At 42.6% G+C, this 20,213-nt stretch carries 17 protein-coding genes; 9 read left to right on the top strand and 8 right to left on the bottom strand.

Annotation, left to right across the window (positions count from 1 at the left end):
• Positions 1 to 61 precede the first annotated feature (61 nt).
• Together ACRBG0_RS07280 and ACRBG0_RS07275 are read right to left on the bottom strand one after the other, a co-directional pair.
• Positions 62 to 3,595: a TraB/GumN family protein gene (locus ACRBG0_RS07280; RefSeq protein WP_431486246.1), complete on the bottom strand. Its 3,534-nt coding sequence runs from the start codon at positions 3,593 to 3,595 to the stop codon at positions 62 to 64.
• Positions 3,596 to 3,745: 150 nt separating this feature from the next.
• Positions 3,746 to 4,420, bottom strand: a complete 675-nt coding sequence (locus tag ACRBG0_RS07275) for a sulfotransferase domain-containing protein (RefSeq protein WP_431486245.1) — start codon at positions 4,418 to 4,420, stop codon at positions 3,746 to 3,748.
• 223 nt (positions 4,421 to 4,643) lie between these two features.
• Between ACRBG0_RS07275 and ACRBG0_RS07270 the strand changes: the two genes are divergently transcribed.
• From ACRBG0_RS07270 to ACRBG0_RS07255, 4 genes are read left to right on the top strand one after another with little or no spacing between them, the layout of a single operon-like run.
• Positions 4,644 to 7,667 carry a hypothetical protein gene (locus ACRBG0_RS07270; RefSeq protein ID WP_431486244.1) on the top strand — a complete coding sequence of 1,008 codons (3,024 nt, stop codon included), beginning with the start codon at positions 4,644 to 4,646 and terminating at the stop codon, positions 7,665 to 7,667.
• 8 nt (positions 7,668 to 7,675) lie between these two features.
• On the top strand, positions 7,676 to 8,362 hold the full coding sequence (locus tag ACRBG0_RS07265; protein ID WP_431486243.1) for a glycosyltransferase family 2 protein: 687 nt from the start codon (positions 7,676 to 7,678) through the stop codon (positions 8,360 to 8,362).
• A gap of 8 nt (positions 8,363 to 8,370) precedes the next feature.
• Positions 8,371 to 8,733: a DUF2304 family protein gene (locus ACRBG0_RS07260; protein ID WP_431486242.1), complete on the top strand. Its 363-nt coding sequence runs from the start codon at positions 8,371 to 8,373 to the stop codon at positions 8,731 to 8,733.
• A gap of 42 nt (positions 8,734 to 8,775) precedes the next feature.
• Positions 8,776 to 9,894: a glycosyltransferase family 4 protein gene (locus tag ACRBG0_RS07255; RefSeq protein WP_431486241.1), complete on the top strand. Its 1,119-nt coding sequence runs from the start codon at positions 8,776 to 8,778 to the stop codon at positions 9,892 to 9,894.
• Here the strand turns inward: ACRBG0_RS07255 and ACRBG0_RS07250 are convergent.
• The gene (locus tag ACRBG0_RS07250) at positions 9,881 to 10,240 is read right to left on the bottom strand and encodes a hypothetical protein (RefSeq protein WP_431486240.1); all 360 of its coding nucleotides are present in this window, start codon (positions 10,238 to 10,240) and stop codon (positions 9,881 to 9,883) included. The two genes, ACRBG0_RS07255 and ACRBG0_RS07250, sit on opposite strands and share 14 nt — an antisense overlap.
• A gap of 161 nt (positions 10,241 to 10,401) precedes the next feature.
• Here ACRBG0_RS07250 and ACRBG0_RS07245 point away from each other — a divergent pair, with 161 nt between their 5' ends.
• From ACRBG0_RS07245 to ACRBG0_RS07235, 3 genes are read left to right on the top strand one after another with little or no spacing between them, the layout of a single operon-like run.
• Positions 10,402 to 11,265, top strand: coding sequence for an ABC transporter permease (locus tag ACRBG0_RS07245; protein WP_431486239.1), 864 nt, complete (start codon positions 10,402 to 10,404; stop codon positions 11,263 to 11,265).
• Positions 11,262 to 12,098 carry an ABC transporter ATP-binding protein gene (locus tag ACRBG0_RS07240; RefSeq protein ID WP_431486238.1) on the top strand — a complete coding sequence of 279 codons (837 nt, stop codon included), beginning with the start codon at positions 11,262 to 11,264 and terminating at the stop codon, positions 12,096 to 12,098. Before ACRBG0_RS07245 ends, ACRBG0_RS07240 begins: the two co-directional genes overlap by 4 nt.
• Positions 12,099 to 12,104: 6 nt before the next feature.
• Positions 12,105 to 13,532, top strand: a complete 1,428-nt coding sequence (locus ACRBG0_RS07235; RefSeq protein ID WP_431486237.1) for an MBOAT family O-acyltransferase — start codon at positions 12,105 to 12,107, stop codon at positions 13,530 to 13,532.
• Here the strand turns inward: ACRBG0_RS07235 and ACRBG0_RS07230 are convergent.
• A complete protein-coding gene (locus ACRBG0_RS07230) occupies positions 13,517 to 14,884 on the bottom strand; it encodes a sulfatase family protein (protein ID WP_431486236.1) in 1,368 nt (455 codons plus the stop codon). The two genes, ACRBG0_RS07235 and ACRBG0_RS07230, sit on opposite strands and share 16 nt — an antisense overlap.
• Entirely contained in the window at positions 14,881 to 15,804 is a 924-nt protein-coding gene (locus tag ACRBG0_RS07225) for a hypothetical protein (RefSeq protein ID WP_431486235.1), read from the bottom strand. Before ACRBG0_RS07225 ends, ACRBG0_RS07230 begins: the two co-directional genes overlap by 4 nt.
• 101 nt (positions 15,805 to 15,905) lie before the next feature.
• Here ACRBG0_RS07225 and ACRBG0_RS07220 point away from each other — a divergent pair, with 101 nt between their 5' ends.
• Together ACRBG0_RS07220 and ACRBG0_RS07215 are read left to right on the top strand one after the other, a co-directional pair.
• Entirely contained in the window at positions 15,906 to 16,793 is an 888-nt protein-coding gene (locus tag ACRBG0_RS07220) for a hypothetical protein (protein WP_431486234.1), read from the top strand.
• Positions 16,783 to 17,589 (top strand): hypothetical protein, encoded by an 807-nt coding sequence (locus tag ACRBG0_RS07215; protein ID WP_431486233.1) that lies wholly within the window; start codon positions 16,783 to 16,785, stop codon positions 17,587 to 17,589. Before ACRBG0_RS07220 ends, ACRBG0_RS07215 begins: the two co-directional genes overlap by 11 nt.
• Before the next feature lie 69 nt (positions 17,590 to 17,658).
• Here ACRBG0_RS07215 and ACRBG0_RS07210 read toward each other — a convergent pair whose 3' ends face one another.
• The 3 genes from ACRBG0_RS07210 to ACRBG0_RS07200 all read right to left on the bottom strand — a co-directional run bounded on the left by ACRBG0_RS07210 (position 17,659) and on the right by ACRBG0_RS07200 (position 20,175).
• On the bottom strand, positions 17,659 to 18,684 hold the full coding sequence (locus ACRBG0_RS07210) for a hypothetical protein (protein WP_431486232.1): 1,026 nt from the start codon (positions 18,682 to 18,684) through the stop codon (positions 17,659 to 17,661).
• A gap of 2 nt (positions 18,685 to 18,686) precedes the next feature.
• Complete coding sequence (locus ACRBG0_RS07205) at positions 18,687 to 19,358, bottom strand: sulfotransferase (RefSeq protein ID WP_431486254.1); 672 nt, start codon at positions 19,356 to 19,358, stop codon at positions 18,687 to 18,689.
• A 121-nt stretch (positions 19,359 to 19,479) separates the two neighbouring features.
• Entirely contained in the window at positions 19,480 to 20,175 is a 696-nt protein-coding gene (locus ACRBG0_RS07200) for a sulfotransferase family 2 domain-containing protein (RefSeq protein ID WP_431486231.1), read from the bottom strand.
• Between the last annotated feature and the right edge of the window lie 38 nt (positions 20,176 to 20,213).

The following is a 20,213-nucleotide window of genomic DNA, read 5'->3' as shown; positions in this document are numbered from 1 at the left end:
GGTATAGTATACACTTTAGGCCTCAAAATATCTATACACTGTACTTAGTACATTGAGCTTTCTACTTAAACGGTGTGTGCGTTGGATCATCTTCCTCGTACACACCGTTTGCTATTGAAATATCTTCGAGTTCCTTGATCAGTTGCTCTGCTTTCTTGGCACGCCGGCGAGGGCTTATCGTATAAAGCGTGTAGTTGACCAGTCCATCATCCAGAAATGCTCGATCCTTAGGTTCACGAGCGAAGAAACCAACAACCGCCAAATGGTTTTCGTCACCATCAATATCGAAGGAAAAAACATAAGCCCTGCGCGGTTCTCCTCTAAATAAAGTTTCGACAACATCTAACAATTCTAGTCTCGACACTTTTCCTGTAGGAGATACTTTTTCCATAAACAGATAACGGGCAATAGCTTCCTCGTCATAGTACTTGCCACTAATATCTTGCAACAAGTCGAATTCGTTTAACAACCTCAAGAAAGGAACCTTTAAGCGTTCGTCTTTGAGCATTTGTTTCCATTTTCTTTTAGAGGTTATTTCCCCATTTTCAAATAGATAAGCAGCAGCTTCCAAGCTAGCCCAATCAACTTTTGAACGCTCGTAATAGGAGGTGGCCATATTAAGCACCTCTTCCTTCAAGGGGAGCTTACGGTAAAGGCCAAATACTGCTTTCGGGACCTCATCTCCGTGAGTAGCTGTCCAGGAGGCTAGCCGTTGAAATCCACGGTTAATAAATAATTGCTGATCACCATAGACCAATGCTTTGTCTACGGAATCCTGTACAAGCACTTGCCGTGCAAGTTCCCACAAGAAAAGTGGCTCTTGTTCATTGGTAAGCAACTTGACAAAACTGGGCCAATAAGTCATTACAAGCTCCGGGTTTTGATCAAAGGGAGCCAGGGCTTTTTCTGCCAGGGCAGGAGAGGGTTGCCCTTCCTGCTCCAAAAGCCGGAACAAAAGCTGATATCCCTCTGGTTGATCAGCGGTAGCCAATGCCGAAACAATGGCCAAACGCAAGGCGTCGCTAAGCCGGTCATCCTGACAAATCTGCTGAAGAACCTGTTGGCCGTATTCTCCTTCGCGTAAGAATGCAGGAATAAGCTTGTCTGTTATTTGCTGCGCCAGCTCATATTTGTCCCAATGATTGTCCAAGAAGACATTCCTCAAAAGCGGCAAGTCGTCCTGGTCCAATGCCAGTGCGGGGTCGAGAACTTTTAAGACTTCTTTTAAGTGTATACTATCTTGCGCTTGCAAGGCTTCACAAAGGACTTCTGTCCGAGGAGAAAATAAATCAAAAGAGGAAGACGAAGGTTGCCAGTTATCATCTTGAAAAAAGAGCGTGCCATTTTTTCCGTTCAATTCTGTCTGTGGAGCGACCATTTGCTTTCTCACCCAATAACGCCCATGATGGTAATGTTGGATTCTCTTTTGGAGTTGTGCATGGCCGGTGTTATAGTATTTTTCATAAGCAACACGGCCAGGTGCTAAATAGGTTTCGGTGTTTTTGATAAATTCATCATTGGTGTGAATCAAAGGAGCAATCCCTTGCTCAATAAAGCTTATGCTGTCTTTTATACTGATCGATGAGGGATAAAGGAATACATCTACAAGATAAGTAGCGCTAGTTCCGGGGTCTACTCCTCCTACCTGGTATTGGATTTTTGCCATTTGTGCATCATCGCTCCGTAAGTCGATGACTTTGGTTGTCGCTTCAGTAGGTAAAGAAACAGATAAGACATCTTTTACGAGTTCAACCGAATTCGATGGCACACCAACCAGCGGAAGTAGCTTAAAAGAGGATTGAAACTTCTTTGTCACTTTACTTTTCGCTAAATCTACCTGACTTAGTAAGTAAATGCGGTTCGCACGGGCTATTAATTGGCCAGAAAACATCAAACCCTTGTCGGCGAACTCTCCCTCAAGTTTCCAGCGTGGAAATCCTTGCAATGAATCCCGGCTGGTCACCTGAATATCTATTGCATATAACCCTTCAAGGTATTCCAGCCCTTCTTGAAACTGAGTAGCCTCATTCTCTTGCTGTTGTCCAGGCAGGTAATCATAGTATTGGCACCAAACGGACGCGGCAGGTTCTTCAAAGCCCGCGCGGTATAAGTGAAGTGGATAATCGTTCTCTTTTTCGTAGGGATACCGTTCATTGACCAATGAAGAAGAGTACGCATAATGACCAGGAAGTCGGAGTTGAAAACCACCCAAAGTATCCTTTACGGTCACCCATTTATTATTACTCTCTTTTAAGAGTTGAAACTTACTCAAAAAGGTATCGACATCTGCCAATGTTTCCAGCGTTTCCTGTTGATAGGCACCTACCTGAAGGTAGTAGAGGGTTTGATCATAGTTGAAAGTATACCCCCGGTAAAATTCCAATTCATCATTTGGCTTAGTCATATCATATCGAAATCCTTCTAAACCATTGTGGCTGATAGGCGTTTTCTCTTCTATTTCATAACCATCTTGTACAAAAAAGGCATCATCAAAATCATCGTAATCCAGAGGGAGTAAACTTGAGGTTAGAATCAAATAGGAAGCCCCTCTACCAATATCAAAAGAAAGGTAAGAAGTACTAGCCCCCTCGCTATGCTGAAAAAGAAAATCAATAGGCATACCAAAAGAGAACAAACCATTGGCGTCATTTTTAACGGGCCAAGGGCGCTCTATTTCAGGAATAAAGGTACTGTCGGCAAGGCCGGTAAATGTGGGTGTAACTCGACGTAATGTATAACCAGCCTTTTTCAATAACTCAATAACACCTTCTTCTCCGGGCAAATGGGCTGCACCAACAATGCTAAATAAGCTTTCTCTTGGCATAATTTTTTGCATCCGCTCTACCATGATGTAATTGCGAGCAATAAGCGCCAATTGATTAAACTCTCTGGGGTCTCTTTCAATAAATGTCGCAATGGGGCCTAAATCGCCAGCGTAATACAGTCGCAGTAACTCATCAGGGTTGCGGCCAAACCAGGAGAAGTTCATTTGTTTACCAGAGAGCGTAGATTCTTCATTTTCATAAAGGTGATTGTCGATTTCTTCCAGCCCGTAGTGATTTTTCCCAAATCTGCGCCCAATCTCCATTAAATATGCATCCAGCATAGTGGGCATAAAGCCACTATTGCGAAGATCTTCTCCATCACTCAATCCTTTGAGCAGCCGACGGAAGTCCAGTGTAGTAGAGTCAGGTTTTGAGGTTACTTTACTGGTGTCTGGCAGGAGGATTTTTTCCTGAATAAACTGAATATAAGCCGAGTCAGCAGTAACCTCTTCGTTACCAACGTACAGTTCCAAAATACGTAGCATCGCAGAATCCAAATGAACTTCATTGGCAACAGCATCACAAGCTTGCAGATAGATCAATAAGGAATCAGGAAATTCGAAGACGGATTTATACCTCACGTGCATAGAACCAAACACATAAGAGGGGGCTTCAAGCTCATTTCCACTGATTTCCCAAAGCAAGGCATAATCACTTCGTGAGGTATCCTGAGGGGATTGTGCAAGAAGGGGGAAACTTAGACAAATGAATAATGTTCCGAAGAGAACAGAAGTAAATGAGGAGTCAAAACGGCCAAGCCAAAAATGCATGTGTTGGGGATTTGCAGATAGAACGTAAATAGCCGCCGCTTAGTGAAAACAGAGTGCTTAAAAATAGAAATTTTTAGTGATAATGCTTCCTGGAGGCATTTTTACTTAGGAACAACACGAAAATACTTAGTATCCATTGGTCTTTTGTATTCAAAGAAAATCATCATAAATAACAGGGTAGGGGAGTTCTCTCTCTTTCATGACTTGCACATAAAGTGCTACATCTTTTATATTCCAAGATATTAATTGTTCTAATTCTTTTTTATTCGGTGATGCAGAAGGCCTGGAGGTAACGTTTTTGAATGGAATTGAAACATTCGGCCAGTCTAATTTATTGGCTAGCAGCTTCAAGTCACTTTCAAAGTTATCCTGAACACCAATGAAGAAAAAATCTTGGAGTACTGCTCCGTTAAGAAAAAGATTCATTCTGTTTTGGCACTCTGGAAGCGCAGCGTATTCCATTAGTGTTTGATGGCTTCGATGCTTGTTTCGTTCATAATCCTTGGGGTTTCTCTGAGGATGATCAAATAGTGCTTTAAAAAAATGGTAGTTGGATAAAACCCGTTGTACCGGATCGCGTAACCAAGTTATTAATTTGGTATTTGATGTTTGGTGCAAGTGTTTTATCTCTGGATAATGAAAATGTCCGTGAAGAACAGTAACCCTACCAGAGGTATTTGGTGCAAATACGCCAGCTAAACTAGTTTCAGCAATGAGATCCCTTCGCCGATAAGACTTACTAAGTTTATCACCATAAACTTGCTTTAGAACAGCATATAAAGTCGTCCCTCCTGTTTTGGGAATATGTATGGAAATAATATCCATGATTAACTAGCGACCGTTTGAGCCTTTTTTATTTGAAAGAAAATCAAGATCTATTGAAGATAAAGTAAGAGAATATCGAAAAGGATATCAGGAGATTATCCGTTTGTACAATAATAGAGAATTATTCCTTCGCTAACAGGTTTTTAGCTACCATTTAAGCTAAAAACTAAGGAGGAGGAGCATTTTTAGTTATCTTGCTCGGAATAACACTACCTAGCTATTCATGTCTACACAATTAGTCAAATGGTCTACAGGAATTGCATTATTCCTCTGGCTATTATGGGTTTTTATCACCTATGTCGGTTTTCATCCATCCCAGTTAGTTACGCTAAGTGACCATCCTTACCTTGGGTTGTTATCAGTTGTAGGCCTAGTGACTTTATTGTTGGGGGCCTACAGTTGGCGCCGTTTAAGACAGAAAAAAAAATGGCACTTTTCTTTTCGCGGTGCACATTTGGTTTTAGCTACCCTAATATTAGGCTTAGTCGTTGTATTTAGCTTTTGGCATGCCATTGACTTCACTAATTCGGATAAAGGTTTAGCTGGTTTTTATTTTTTCGTCAATAGTCTATGGTACCTGTTGTTGCTTCTGTTTTTGGGAATAAGCATGATAGCTTTAGGCAGTATTGTTACTGAAAAGTTGCAAGATTTCCAGCAACATTCCTTGTTCAGCATGGCCATTGGGATAATGCTCTTAGGTGTATTCAGTGCTTTCCTTGGACTATTTCACGTGTTGTACGGTATTTTATTATGGGTTGTTATTGTAGGAGCCGTGGTACTAAAAAGACAATTGGCTTTAACTACCTTAAAAGAGTGGTTATGGACAAAACACCGCTGGCGCATATTGCATTGGTGGCAACTCCCTATTGTAATACTAGGCTTATTTTACCTATCAGTTTACTGGGTAGGGAGCGTAAAAGCCTTTGCGTCTGGTTTTGATGGAGCTGCTCTCTATGCTAACTTGGCTCAATTAGTTGCGGAAAAAAATTCCCTGCCAGGTGCTTATCAGGCATTCAGCTGGTCAGTGGTGATGAGTTGGGGCGAGTTATTATTCGGTAGCCTTTCTATGAGTATTCTTTTGTCACATTTCATTTATCTGCCTGCACTGGCATTGGGTTATCATATCTTACGAAAATGGCTCAAGGCACCGTATGCTTTGCTGAGCATCGTCTTGGTTCTTTCGTTGCCTATGTTTAGCTTTATGGTAATGGTGGATGAGAAAATAGATTTAGGCTTGTTGTTAATTAGCTTGGCCGCCATCTATCTTGTCTTGCAGATTAATTTTTCCAGTTTGCCGGAAAAATTAAATGTGAAATCATTATTTCAGAACAAAGCGTACTATCCCTTCCTTCTTTTAGGTGCTTTACTAGGGTTCGCATTTTCCATAAAATATACATCCGTCTTTCTTTTTGGGGGAATCTTGGCTTTGCTATTCTATCGTTTAGGGAAAATGGCTATGTTTTGGGGTTGGCTATTGTTTTTTTCGGGTTTTATCTTCCTCAGCGGTTTCTATACCTGGGGAAACCTACCTTTAAGTACGGGAGAAGCCCAGGTGTTGGGCGCAACAATGGGACTAGCAGGTGTTGGATTGATGATCTTCCGACTTTATGCTAATCCGCTTGCGGTACGGCAATTATTACAAGGCGTACTGTTATTAGGCATGACTTTTTTATTGGTTTTCTCGCCTTGGGCCGGAAAGCACTTTTCCGAGCGTAATTATAAGTTTGAACTTTCAAGCTTCCTTTACGGAAAACCTGATCGGATAGCCATTGAAGTAACTGGAAGGTATTTATCCCTAAAGGTAAATACGTCTCCTTTTGAGACTGGGACACTTAAAGAAACTAGATTGCTCACCAATGATCAAACTTCACCAAAATCGGATGAGATAGCGACCGGATCGTCAGAGGCAGAGGAAGATGACAAGGGCATGATTGGCAATGCCAAAAGAGAAGAACTCCAACGCTACCTCGGTTACGAAAAGGGTATTTTGCGTTATTTGACCATTCCTTTTGACCTTTCCTTTAATCTTAATGTACCAGGGTTGAGGCACCAGGAGGTCAGTTTTTTCTGGTTGGCATTGTTTCCTATCCTTTTTCTTTTTAATGCAAAACGCTGGCGATTCCGTGGAATACTGTTAGTCATAGGTGGAGCCATCTACCTTGCAGCTGCGTACTGGTCTTTAACGGAGGCGGGCACCTCTGAAGGGCATATTACCGGAGCAAATAATTTCCTCGACCAGTACATTCAACAGGTACCTGCTGGAAACAATAGTGGAATGATGGGTGTCTGGCAAAAATTAGCACAACCTTTTATCGACCTGGGGAGTAAAATGACGGGGCCGTTTACGGAACTCTCTACATTACCTGCTTATCTATTTATCCCCGTATTGTTGGGCTTGGTTTTTCTACTTGTTTTAGTCTTGAAAAAACAAGTCAAAGATTGGCCAGTGGCCATGAAGGAGACTGGAATTATTTTGCTATCCTTCCTGTTTTTATGGTTTTTGCTAGCCAATAGTATTAGCTGGTATGCGCTATTACCGATTGTCCTCCTTCCTTCCTGGTTTATTTACATTTTAGAACGATCTTCCAAGAAGATTACTTCAGAAAGATCCGCGGTATTTGGCACCGTGATTGGAGGTACTATTATTCTTCAGTTAATTTTCAATACAGGCGTGCTGATGACCAGTACCCAGCCCGGGCAGCCAGCAGTACAAATGTACAATTGGCCAATGGTTCAATATCTGTGCAGTGGAGATCTTGACCAGGTTAAAACATTGAACCTCTTTAATCCGACATATTCACAGGTTGCGAAGCAACTTAACCAAGGGCGATCATCAAGAATTTACCGAGTTAACACCTATTTACAATTCCATATTGACAACAATGATACTAGGGTTTTAGAGGATAATCAACTACAGAAATTTGATCAGATAACTAGCCTCATTAGCAATCCTAATGATTTCATCCGTGTCCTCAAAGAAAATGATTTTGAATACGTGCTTTATGACCTCAATACACCTTCGCTAGATCAAACACCAGAGCTTAGTTTGCAGGCCAAGTGCCGGAATCTTCTCCAGGTACTACTCACTAGCTCTGAGGTAGAACTAGTAATAACGGATAATTATGTCGCAGCCCCGGCAGGGAGTAATCCCATCCGGCTACCAAACGGCCAAACGGCTGTAGCCCAGCCAGGATTGCAAGGTCAAATTATTTTACCTGGACAAGTCGCTTTGTTCCGAATCAAATAAATGGTAAAATGCCAGATCAGTTGCTCCTTACGGTCATTTTGCCTGCTTATAACGAAGCGAAAGTCATCGGGGATGTTATTGATGAGATTCAGTCAGCCATTCCTTGCCGCATCGTCGTTGTGGATGATGGTAGTAGTGATAACACTACTGAATATGTTCGTAGAAAAGGAGTAATGGTTATTCGTCATCTGTTAAACCGAGGAGCAGGTGCGTCTTGTATGACAGGGATAAGTCTTGCTAGAGAAAAAAACTGGCAACAGGTAGCTTTTCTTGATGCTGACGGACAGCACGTAGCTACGGATTTATTAGCATTAAAGGCTTGCATGGAAGAAACAGAAGCAGACCTCGTCATAGGTAGTCGTTTTATGCATGCTGAAAATATGATCCCGCGGATACGCCGTATCTTCAATACGATAGCTAATATATTAACCAACACTTTTTGTAAACATCACTACTCCGATACCCAATCTGGTTTTCGTTTATTAAATCGTCGCGCTATCGAAGCTATTGATCTCTATCAGGACGACTTTAGCTATTGTAGTGAAATGATTATTCAGGCAGAACAAGCTGATTTGAAAATTTCAGAATGCCCGATTTTCGTACGTTATACGGAATATTCAATGAGTAAAGGCCAGGATTTTCAAGTGGGCGTCATGACCGCCTTCCACTTCTTATGGAAACTGATCTTTAAATAGATAACCTTATGGAAATACGCATCTTTCAATGGTTGGTACCTGCTTTGGCTCTATTGTTTCTTATGAGTCACCTGCTTCGCTATTACCGTGGCCGAATCGACTTACGAGAAACCGTAGGTGGTATTTTACTTTGGCTTGGAGTCTCGGTGCTTGCCATTTTCCCTGATACAATATCGAATGCCTTTGCTCAGGTTTTAGGATTCAAGAGTAACACAAATGCTATTCTGTTTTTTGCGGTTGGTTTACTTTTCTATTTCCAGTATCGGTTGTATCATATTCAAGTGCGACAACGCCGCCAACTAACCCAACTCACACGGGCTTTGGCACTACAGGAGTTTTTAAAAGAGGAGGAGAATAAAGTACAAGAATAACACTTCAGGGAATTCTCCATCCAAATGTCCATTCAATAAGTTATGAAATTCCTCTTTGTCTTAGAACATTTCAGCCCTTACCTCGGTGGTGCAGAAAAGTTGTTCCACCAGGTAACCTCTATGCTGGTGCAAGAAGGCCACGAAGTTGAAGTCGTCACTACCTTGTTTCGGGCTGATTTGCCTGCCACCGAAATTATAGAAGGCGTTCAGGTTCGCCGCGTAAAATGCTACAATCGGTTTTTATTCACTTTGTTTAGCCTGCCCGTCTTATTTCGGGCGGCCAAACGGGTAGACATTATTCATACCACTACCTACAACGCAGCTTTTCCTGCTTGGCTGGTGGCCAAATTTTGGCGTAAGCCCAGCATTATTACTTATCATGAACACTGGGGGAAACTATGGTTCCAGCTGCCTTTTCTAGCAATTTGGCAACGTTGGCTGTACTTTTTATTCGAAAAAATGATCAGTCGCTTGTCTTTTGATCATTACATTGCGGTATCCGAAGCGACCAAGTCTAGTTTGATCATTGCGGGGATTGCTCCCGGAAAAATTCATCGCATCTACAACGGTATTGATTATGACCGTTTTCAAGCGATTGAGACGGATAAAACAGCCTATTTTTCAATCATTTATTATGGCCGGCTAGGCGTATCAAAAGGTTTGGATTTACTAATTCCAGCTTGGGGAGCTTTTGCTCGTAAGCACTCCTCTGAACGAGTGGTATTACAGTTGGTACTTCCAACCTATCCCCCTTCTTTATTATCGATCATTAAAGCGTTGATCGCAGCAGACTGCCCTCCTGAAAGCGTTGTTGTTTTCCACGAACTCACTACGAAGGAACTGTTCACGACCGTAAAATCCAGTCATGCTGTCGTTATCCCTTCTTATAGCGAGGGTTTTTGCTTTGTGGCAGCAGAGGCCGTAGCTTTGGAAGTGCCGATTATTAGCTCAGGCCAGAGAGCCTTACCCGAAGTAGTGAGCGGGAAGCATTTACATTTGCCTGCATTGACTGTTTCTGCGCTAACAGAGGCATTAGAAAAAGCCTATCGGAAAGAATGGCTTTCAGTACCTGAAAGAAGTTTCCCTTTGGCACAAACAGGGAAACAATACTTGCAATTGTATAAAAGCTTGTCTGGCGAACAAGGTGCTACTCGATCGTAACTGATCTTTTCTTTTTTTGGTTATGAGCTATCCAAGCTTCCACCTGTTCTGCATCTAATATACCGATGACTTCTCTACGCAATTTGGAACGGGCTTCTTTTCCTGCATTAAGGCTTTCCACTGTATAGGTAGCCGCAACATTGTTGATAGCTGTTCTTTGACTTTCTCTAAGAGGGTAGGGCGTTTCTGCTAAAACTCCTGCTAGATGTTCGGCAGCATCTGCTTGTGTCTTGAAGATAAACTTCAGTTCCTTGGTTTCTTTCTCTTCTTCAGGCATATCGGATATAGCAGCAGTACCTGAACATGCACTAAACAGAAAAAGGAGGGCTAGAATTCGAATCAACATAGCTTGTTAGAAGTATAGAGTTATAAAAAATCTGATCTTAAACATCAATCAAGGTAAAGATACAACATCATTCCATCCATTGTGCTACTTTTGTAATAAGGAATTATTTCTGTCTCTCAACTAGACCTTGTACTAAGTGGTCTAAATTATCAAATCAATACATGAATCTGGCAAATGACGACGACTTAATCGCGATTGATCAATCATTTAAGAGCGGTATCCTTAAGCAAATGTATCACAACGTTAGTCAACTGAAGAAGAATGCTTTTTTGATTTGGCAGTTGGTAAAAGTAAATGTTACCAGTACGTATAAACGATCATTCATTGGTTTATCCTGGATGGTCATTACACCTCTTTTAGCGGTGGTCGCCTGGGTACTTTTGCAAGGAGCAGGAATTATGGACCCCGGGGACACTGCCATCCCTTACCCTGCTTATGTATTGCTGAGTACTTCGATTTGGAGTTTTTTTCTCGGAGCTTACCAGGCCAGTAGCAAAGTACTCGTAGAAGGTGGTCGTTTAATGATTACGATCCGCTTTCCTCATGTGGTGCTAATCGCCGAAAAAGTGCTGGTTCACATGATTAGTTTTGTTATTCCTTTTGCGATCAACCTTATAGTATTACTATTGTACGGTATTCCTTTTACTGCTTGGAGTGTCTTGTTTCCCCTCACCTTGATCCCTCTTTTATTTGTCGGGGTAGGCTTGGGGTTACTCGTATCTTTGATGAGAGTGGTAGCCGTAGATTTAGCTATGCTAGTAGACAAAATGGTCGGTTTCTTGATGTTTTTGACACCAGTTATTTACGCCCCTAAGGTTTCATTACCTATTCTGGCTACAGTTGTTAGCTACAACCCACTTACTTATCTTATTGGTTTTAGTCGTGATCTACTAACGGCAGGTACATTTTTCTCACCGATGACTTACCTCTGGGTAAGCTTGGGAAGTGTATTATTTCTAGGTTTTGGTTTTTGGGCCTTTACTAAATTTGAGCGCAAGCTTGTAGAAAGGATGATCAACGTATGAATACATCAGATCAGCCAGCAACGTTACTTTCTGTTAAACAGGTGAGCAAGAAATTTGCCAAAGACATCCGTTACAATCTGTACTATGGAATCAAGGATATCCTATTTGGCTATAGCCATAACTATGAACAACTTAGGCATCAAGAATTCTGGGCTTTGAAAGATATTTCCTTCGATTTACGAGACGGAGAAATACTGGGTATAGTAGGAGCAAATGGTTCTGGGAAAACGAGCTTAATGCGTATGATAGCTGGTATTTACACCTTAGAACAAGGCGAAATCCTCACTAAGGCAAACAGTAAAACAACAGCTATTTTTGCGCTTAAATCAGGAATGCAACCCCTGTATACTGGACGAGAGAACATCTATATCAAAGGGGCACTCTATGGTATGAGTAAACAAGAAATCGATCGTCGATTACCCTTTATCGAAGCATTTTGTGAACTAGGAGAGAAGCTGGATACGCCGTTTGGTAACTATTCTTCAGGGATGGGAGCTCGTTTAGCTTACGCGATCGCTGTAGCTACCGATCCCAACATTTTCATTATTGACGAAGCATTGGCTGTCGGCGATTCTGTTTTCAAGACCAAGTGTTTTGAGCACTTGAAAGAATTTGTAAAACAACCTTCAACGGGCGTGCTGTTCGTGTCGAATAATATTCGTAAAATTCTAAAAATCGCTACCCGAGTGATTGTGATGGAAGAAGGAAGGGTTATTCTAGATTCTCAGGACGTTAAGTCCGCGCTTACTTTTTATGTTGATAATTGCCTCAAGCATTTGGATAAAGAGAAGCGGCAGGCAAAATTGAAAACCGTAAAACATTACGACTTATAGTAGCTTATGCTGTTTCAATCTTTTGACTTCTTACTTTTTTTTCCGCTCTTTACTGTGCTGTACTTTCTGCTGCCCGTCCGGCATCGATGGTGGTGGGTGCTATTGACCAGCTATGCGTTTTACGCATTTTGGAACCCTTGGTATCTTCTCCTCTTATTCGCATCTACGCTGACGGATTTCTACGCTGCTCTGGCCATCGCTGCTACCGCAGACCGCTCTAAGAAAAAAAGATGGCTTGCCTTTAGTCTTACCGTGAATTTAGGGCTACTGGCTATCTTTAAATACTACGATTTTTTTGCAGAACAGTTTGCCTGGTTCATTCGATGGTCTGATCCTGATTTTAGTCCTTACCTCTTAGAAGTAGTCTTACCCGTAGGGATTTCCTTCTATACCTTTCAGACTATCGGCTATACTGTGGATGTGTACCGCGGACGCCAGCTTCCCGTTCGGCAACTCGGGTATTTTGCTAATTATGTCTCCTTTTTTCCGCAACTCGTGGCCGGGCCGATCGAACGCGCCAAGGATTTGTTACCTCAATTGCATTTTAACTATCGTTTCGATTCTCAGCGGGTTACCGAAGGACTACGACTTTTCCTTTGGGGTTTATTTAAAAAACTAGTGGTGGCGGACCGCCTTGGGCTCTTTGTCGGGGCCGTTTTTACCGAACCCGGCGCCCACGGTGGGGGGGTGGTCCTACTGGCCGGATACCTGTTCTTTTTTCAGATTTACTACGATTTCAGTGCTTACCAGGATATGGCGGTCGGTACTGCACGTATTCTGGGCGTACGACTCTCCGATAATTTCAAACCACTTATCTTGTTGAGTTCATCCGCCATAAAATTTTGGCAGGGCTGGCACATGACACTCACCCGCTGGATTGGTGATTATGCCTACCGACTCTTTGGCATGCACAGAGCTAAAATTGGCCATGTGATGATCAGCCCCTTGTTCATTTTCTTTTTGGTTGGACTGTGGCACGGAGCTAATTGGACCTATATCTTGTGGGGGGTATTAAACGGTATATTCTTGATTGTAGAGCGAGAGCTGCGAGGTGTTAACACCGTAATCAAACGTTTTTTTGGTAAAAAAATAAGAAACGGTATTGGATTTTTCTTTTTTTTCAATGCCTTCACTTTCGCCAATATTTTCTTTTGTTCTTCCTCCGTTAGCCAGGGGTGGCATTTTTTACAAAGCATAGTTTTACTCCCAACTACGGCATGGAATCCGGGTATGCATCCCATTGATTTTGCCCTGCTTTGGATCGTCTTATTTTTTAGTGTTCTTTTTGAGTATAGTCATCGGCATTTACCGCCACTAGAGTTACTCCATCTCCGCCATCCTGCTCTTCGGTGGTTACTTTACCTGATTTTAGGCTGGGCCATTTGGTTTTTGCGGATTCCGGAGGATTTAGAGTTTATTTACTTTGAATTCTGATAAATAGCCCAAAGTTGGTGCAGTTTTTCTGTATCCGATAAGGATAGATCCGTTTGCTCTCTAGGGTCTTCCGCGAGGTTAAATAGTAAAGGAAAGTGATTACTAAAAGACGTACTTAATTCATAGTGCCTAGTAAAGGTACTATGCTCGAAATGTCGGGTTGTGATCTGACTTCCATCATTAGATAAGAAGATAGCTTTCCAATCCCCTTGTCGTACAACTTTAGCAGGACCAAATGACCATTGATAGATTTCACGTTGGGGCCTGTTGTATATACCTGTATCCGCTATGATGGATAATCCACTGCCTTCGTAATGGATTTCGTCATCAGCTAATGCTGTGAGAGTAGGAAAGATATCTGTACTCAACACCACTTCTTCGATGACTTGAGCTTGCAGTTTCCCGGGCCAATAGAAAATACCAGGTACGCCTAAACCTGTTTCGAACAGTGTCCCTTTTCCTCCCTGTGGTGATTCTTTTCCTGCGGACTTGAAAGTAAAACCATTGTCCGATATAAAAACGATTACTGTGTTATTGTCTCTTTTGCTGAGAACGGCCTGAATTCTAGCGAGTTGCCGGTCTAATAATTCAACCAATTTCAAGTAATTCTCAGGAGTGTCGATACCATCCCGGTTGCTATTACCAGGAAATAAGCCTTCTTCTCCTGGTAATAGGTAAGGTCGGTGCGGATTGGCATACGCTAGTAACATAAAATAAGGGGTGTCTCGAGAAGCGTTTTCAATATAGCCAATTGCCTCATCAGTAATTAGCTCGGTAAGGTGTTTTCCTGGCCGATGTAAAGCTTCGCGGCCATCTAAAAGACGGTATCGATTAGTCGCGTCTACGTGACTGATATAATCGATGTGTCCACCGATAAACCCTCGAAAAAAATCAAACCCTCTCGATAATGGATGTTCTTCTGGTCTATATCCTAAGTGCCACTTGCCTAAAAGAGCAGTCCGGTAACCATTTTCCCCCAAGCACTCCGCTAAACTGGGAATTGTAGTGGATAATCCTGCTTGGACAGCCATTTTATGAGGCCTGAGAACACGTTCGACCTCATTCATTTCAGCAGTGTGTCCGGTTAAGATACTCGCCCGACTTGGAGAACAAACTGGGCTGGTAACATAGAAACTTTCTAATTGCCACCCATGAGCAGCCCAGTAATCAATAGTTGGGGTCTGGACATTACGGTTTCCGTAGCACCCTAAGGCTTCCTTACTCAAGTCGTCTGCTAAAATGAGGATAATATTTGGACGATCAGGATGCTGTATGTTGGTTTCCGAGGATAGCGGACTACACCCGCTCACGAGCACGCTACCAATCATCATCATTACTAATCTAACCTTCATTGATCCAGATGATTTTTAATGTATTGAGCTAGTGTAAAAGAAAAACGCTGGGCACTTTCTCCCTCTAGGTGATGGTGGCCGTCAGAAAAGCGATAGTCCTGTTCAGGTGTGATGTCATTCCAGTTGAAATACTTAACGTATTTATTATCAGCAGCAATTTTTTCCATTACCCAATTAAAATCTTCATAGATTTGATTTTCTTCTGCAAGCATTTGTTGGCTCACCGGAATGCGTATCAGAAAAACGTTTCCCCGATCAGCTAACAGATTAACCAATTGTTTAAGGCTGTTTTCTCTACTAGAAGAACGATACATGGTGTGTTGAAGTAGGCGGTCTTCTTTCTTACCGCGATGGATCGTTCCCTTTTTAACAAAAGTAGACTGAGCACCGTCTTGGTAAATCTGATGGTGCACAGCAGATTCGCTATCGTTATAGGTATTGTGTAGTAATCTTACCAACAAAGCTGATCCAGGGCGGGGATTTCGAAACACATATTCGACGTTAGGAAGAGCATTCATGTCCCATAACTGATAGAATCGAAAAGCCTCTTCCCGCCGACCGTTGCCCCCCTCGAAGTCCATTATACTTCCTGGGGCGACGGACAAAATATAGAGCCCATTGTGGGAGTCAGAAGGAGTTAGCTTACGCTTGATAGCATTATAATATGGTTCCCCGTAAGGAGATAACAAACCATTGAACGCAAAATTGATGATCGGAGCATCAATGTGTAACTCTTCTTTTATAACGCTTGGAAGAATACCCTTAAATGCTCTTGAACCTCCAAGTATGAGATGGTTAGCAGATTGAGTCGCTTTCCAGTAATAGGCATCACGTTGGGTAATCAGATTGTACTGAAAATAGTAGTAGGGCACACCCACTAATAAAATAAAAGCGATCAACTTGCAAAAAAAAACTTTCATCCCATTTAAATTAAAAAGTCAAGCAAGCTACGATAATGATAATCGTTTGCAACTCCTAAAAAAAGGTATATTTTGCGACTCCTAATAATTACAGCTCAATAATGTGGAGACTTAGCAAAAAGCTCGATTACCTGCGCTACGCAAAATCTGGAGAGAACATCCTACTCACGGGTGTTCCGCGTTCAGGCACTACCCTCATCTGTCGGCTTTTGTGCGAACCGCCCAATATGGTCGCTTTAAATGAGCCGATGGATCGTCAGTTTTTTCCTTCGCCGGAAAAATCACAGGCGGCTATTGCTGATCACTTTCGCCAATTTCGCCGCAGCCTTTATTTTGAGCAATCAGCACTTGCCAGGACCAGTAATGGAAAGATCGTAGACAATGCTTTCTCAGAGAAGAGCCCCAAAGATCGTTCAAGACTTGTTACCAGAAGTAAGGTAGTCTTTAATAAATCTTTATCCCCTAATTTTACCTTACTGATGAAGCATTGTGCGGAGTTTACGCTGATTCTACCTGCTTTGCTAGACCATTATTTGATCTATGCCGTTATTCGTAATCCGCTGGCCATACTGGCATCTTGGAACTCTGTTGATGTTCCGGTCTCACGGGGTAAAGTAGCAAAATCAGCCCGTCTAAATCCAAGTTTTCATGCTCGACTCAATGAGCATCCAGAAGACTTACTGACCCGCCAGCTATTTATACTCTCTTGGTACTTCGAGCAATATCAGCAGCTCCCCGAGCGGCAAATCATTCGCTATGAAGAGCTCATTGTTTCACCAGCTAAAACGCTCGGGCGAATTGTCGGTCATAATATTAACTTCTCTTTTCCGATACTCGAAAATCGCAATGCCAACAAGTTGTACAACGCAACGAACCTATCCCGATTAGCAGAGCGATTACTCCAGTCAGAGGGTGCTTACTGGGCTTTTTATGCTCGATCATCCGTGAAGGATTTGGCACAAAAAATGCAGGCGGATTATGAGCAATGACATTATTCTGACTGGTCCTCCACGATCGGGTACAACACTAGCCTGTAGTCTGTTGAACGAATTGCCAAATACCGCAGCACTGCACGAGCCAATGAACTTGAAAATGTTCCCTGATCCGGTCACTGCGCTGGAAGAAACACAGCATTTTTTCGTCCGTATGCGCACCAGTATTTTGGAAACCGGTACCGCATTGTCAAAGGTAAAAGGAGGAAGTATCCCTTCCAATCCCTTTGCTGACGACCGCACTTCTGAACGGAGTAGCATTGTCAGCAAAGGAACCCTCCGTTTTGAAAAGTCGTTTAGCCCTGATTTTAAATTAGTGATTAAGCAGAATGGACATTTTACGTTTTTACTTCCCGAACTGAGCAGCCATTTTCCCGTCTTTGTTCTCTTACGGCATCCGGTAGCGACTATCGCTTCCTGGAATACCATCCAAGCTCCGGTAGCGAAGGGAAATCTCAGCGTGTTGAAGACGCTGAACCCTGAATGCTATCATTCTCTTGAACGCATGCCAGACCTGATAGAACGGCAAGTAGCACTTTTAGTAGCAATGTATAACGGTTACAGCTCCTTGGAGAGCAGCCAATTCCTTTATTACGAAGACTTGATTGCCTCTCGGGGGAAATCCCTGAAGAACATCATTCCTGCTGCGGCAAATCACGAACATGCTTTGCGTAGCAAAAACAAAAATCCACTCTACAGCTTGGAATTAATTCGAGACATCAAAAACCACCTGGCTAAAGTGAGTAATGCTTTTTCTGGGCACTATACTCTGGGTGATATTCTTGCTTATTAGGACTTAAAGACATTCCTTCCATGATTCTGAGGATTCATAGCCCCAGGATGCTGATGGTTGATGACCATGTTATTGTTTTTTAGAGGAAAACAGAGTGTCGTCCGCCCAAATCTCATCCACACGATCCAATAGCCCTAATATGGCCTCGCGTTCCTGGGGGAGATCATGCCGTTTACTGATCTCCTTACCCGCCTGAATAAAGCCTTGTCGGGCTTCTTCGTTTAGTTTCAATGCAGTAAGTGCTGCCTGGAATAAAGCATCTGGTTCATAGGCAGGTTGTAGACAGGTTTTATCAGGTAAACAAAAGTCGATGTTACCTACTGCGTAGGGGCAAACCACTAGCTTTTCCATCACCATCGCCTCCAATGCAGGTAGGTAAAAGCCCTCCGCACCACGTTCTGCATCCAAGGGTAAGAAAACAACAGCTTTAGCACTGTTCACTAGCTTTAGAAAGTCTTGTCGGGTAGGTAACTTGGGCGGAAGTTGTACTTTGATTTTCCATTTATTACGTCGCCAGCGGTTGCGGCTTTGTAAGCGTTTGTATAACTGCTCGGCGAGGGGAGGGTTTTTCAAGCCTACAATGAGTAAATCATATTCAGGCTGAGGATTTGGATCGGGTAGTAATTTAAAATCAATAGCATCTGGAATTAAGAATACGGGACCGTTGACACCAAAATCTTCTAATATTTGTTTTCCTACAGAGCTTTTAGCTATCCGGATGGCGGGATATTGCAAATAATTGTAACGAGGGTCTTCGGGGCGAGTATGGCGGGGTTGAGCGATATTTACGATGGGAACAGGTGGGTGTTTTGCAGTATGCTCATCAAGAACTTTCCAATCCTTGCCAGCAAAAAAGAGAATATCCTTTTCGTCAATTCTCCAGTCGGCAATCCCTTCATTTCGGTAACGAAGCCAGAAATTCCCAGGATTGTCAAACCAGACGGTTTCTTCTCCATAATAAAGTGCAGGAGCATATTTTTCAGAAGACAAAAGGTGTTCGTAAGCATCCCTTACCTTCAGTTGGCCTCCACTGGTACCACCGTTGTACTTGGTCCAGGAGCGGTGGAATAATACACGTCTTTTTTGTGAAGTCATAGTTAGAAGGAGTAGTCTTGAAAAAAAGAAAAAGCACTCATTTTTTGCTGTAGGTAGGTTTTGTGTGCCGCAGACCAGTGGGGGCTTGCAAAACGAGGTTGACGCGGCGTGCTCCAAACCAATCGCTTACAATTAGCTAGGTACTCGTCTGTTATCGGCAATTCTACGAAGTGCAAAAGCTTATTGAGTTCCTTTTCAGTATCGGCAATGAGCTCTTCCAATTTTAAGGTATAAATGTCGTATTTCTCCGATTTGATTAATTGATCAATGACCGTAGATTTTTCGATAAAATGATTCATCTTTCGAATAACATCATGTGACTGAAAAACCCGCCTTTGTTTTGCTTCTCTTTTTTTAATTGCCGTAGAAATGCAATCATAGGGGTTTCTTACTACGTGGAGAATTTTTAGCTGTAGTCCCCAATTAGTAATGGCTTCCAAGGCTTGCCAACTTTCCGAGAGATGCTTGGAAGTAGTACCACCGCGTTTATCACCAATATGAGTAAGTTTATTTTGCTGTTCTGGTAGGGTAGGTGTTACCTCATAAGAATATCCCATCCACTGGCTGCCCGCATCTTTAAATTCGGTATCTCTATCTACAATATCTCTGAAAAGTTGGTCGCGTTCGACTTGAGCGTTGATCCTTGCTACCGCATCTAATTCGTGTGCAACGATCGCTTGTGGATGAGCNNGCGTTAAGCAATGCGCCCACCAATGAATGACCGCTTCGAGGATAACCCACAAAGAGCAAAAAAGTATGGACATCAGCAAAACTAGGGTAGGGCTCTACCATTGATCAGCAGCGTTTTTCTCGTAAAGACAAAGCATGTTTGTACAAAGCTACATCTTCCTGATTACAGCGAATAATTTCTTCACGGAGTGCATCACCGACTGCTCGGCTTTTCCCAGTTGCATTATGATGATAGTGAGGCACTTCTTTCCAGGAGAGGATACGCCCCAGCTGCTGTAAGTCATCTGCATAGTATTCCTGAATGCCAACAAAAGCAAAATCATCAAGCGATCTACCTTGCAGAAACTTTGCTATCCGGTTTTGATTGAGAGGATCAGCAACGTACTCAGGGAGGCTGCGTTGCATCTTACTTAGGATATTCAAGCCTTTTTTTTCCTCTTGGAGCTCTTCCTTTAAACGCTTCTCCAAATAGTAATAATTAGAAATGACCCGCTCTACCGGGTCTCGAAGCCAAGTTACAAATGGGGCAGGGGAGGAGCGAAAATATTTTTCAAACAAATGGGGCGAAAAATGGCCGTGTACTACTTGTACCTCCTTCGAAAGCTTCTTTCTATTCCACAACTGCTCGTTGACGCGGATCACCTCGTCTTCTAAATTAACATCTAGGCGTACGACTTGATCTGTTCCGTAGATTTCCTTTAAGGTGTTCCGAAAGGAGGTACCTGCCGTCTTGGGAATATGTACGGACACGAGCTTAAGCTTATGCGCAATGCGCTTTTCTTTGCGTAAAAAATCTAGCATGTCGTAAAATTAACGTTTTATCTATTATCTTGAGATTC

Origin of the sequence: Lewinella sp., assembly GCF_050633125.1 — a bacterium.
In the GTDB taxonomy this organism is placed as follows: Bacteria; Bacteroidota; Bacteroidia; order Chitinophagales; family Saprospiraceae; genus Lewinella.
The sequence above is the reverse complement of the archived record's forward strand: the minus strand, read 5'-3'. Positions and strand labels throughout refer to the sequence as shown.

Excerpts from the sequence above, each read along its gene's own strand:
- ACRBG0_RS07280 (WP_431486246.1), bottom strand. The coding sequence starts at position 3,595 with ATGCATTTTTGGCTTGGCCGTTTTGACTCCTCATTTACTTCTGTTCTC.
- ACRBG0_RS07275 (WP_431486245.1), bottom strand. The coding sequence starts at position 4,420 with ATGGATATTATTTCCATACATATTCCCAAAACAGGAGGGACGACTTTA.
- ACRBG0_RS07270 (WP_431486244.1), top strand. The coding sequence starts at position 4,644 with ATGTCTACACAATTAGTCAAATGGTCTACAGGAATTGCATTATTCCTC.
- ACRBG0_RS07265 (WP_431486243.1), top strand. The coding sequence starts at position 7,676 with ATGCCAGATCAGTTGCTCCTTACGGTCATTTTGCCTGCTTATAACGAA.
- ACRBG0_RS07260 (WP_431486242.1), top strand. The coding sequence starts at position 8,371 with ATGGAAATACGCATCTTTCAATGGTTGGTACCTGCTTTGGCTCTATTG.
- ACRBG0_RS07255 (WP_431486241.1), top strand. The coding sequence starts at position 8,776 with ATGAAATTCCTCTTTGTCTTAGAACATTTCAGCCCTTACCTCGGTGGT.
- ACRBG0_RS07250 (WP_431486240.1), bottom strand. The coding sequence starts at position 10,240 with ATGTTGATTCGAATTCTAGCCCTCCTTTTTCTGTTTAGTGCATGTTCA.
- ACRBG0_RS07245 (WP_431486239.1), top strand. The coding sequence starts at position 10,402 with ATGAATCTGGCAAATGACGACGACTTAATCGCGATTGATCAATCATTT.
- ACRBG0_RS07240 (WP_431486238.1), top strand. The coding sequence starts at position 11,262 with ATGAATACATCAGATCAGCCAGCAACGTTACTTTCTGTTAAACAGGTG.
- ACRBG0_RS07235 (WP_431486237.1), top strand. The coding sequence starts at position 12,105 with ATGCTGTTTCAATCTTTTGACTTCTTACTTTTTTTTCCGCTCTTTACT.
- ACRBG0_RS07230 (WP_431486236.1), bottom strand. The coding sequence starts at position 14,884 with ATGAAGGTTAGATTAGTAATGATGATGATTGGTAGCGTGCTCGTGAGC.
- ACRBG0_RS07225 (WP_431486235.1), bottom strand. The coding sequence starts at position 15,804 with ATGAAAGTTTTTTTTTGCAAGTTGATCGCTTTTATTTTATTAGTGGGT.
- ACRBG0_RS07220 (WP_431486234.1), top strand. The coding sequence starts at position 15,906 with ATGTGGAGACTTAGCAAAAAGCTCGATTACCTGCGCTACGCAAAATCT.
- ACRBG0_RS07215 (WP_431486233.1), top strand. The coding sequence starts at position 16,783 with ATGAGCAATGACATTATTCTGACTGGTCCTCCACGATCGGGTACAACA.
- ACRBG0_RS07210 (WP_431486232.1), bottom strand. The coding sequence starts at position 18,684 with ATGACTTCACAAAAAAGACGTGTATTATTCCACCGCTCCTGGACCAAG.
- ACRBG0_RS07200 (WP_431486231.1), bottom strand. The coding sequence starts at position 20,175 with ATGCTAGATTTTTTACGCAAAGAAAAGCGCATTGCGCATAAGCTTAAG.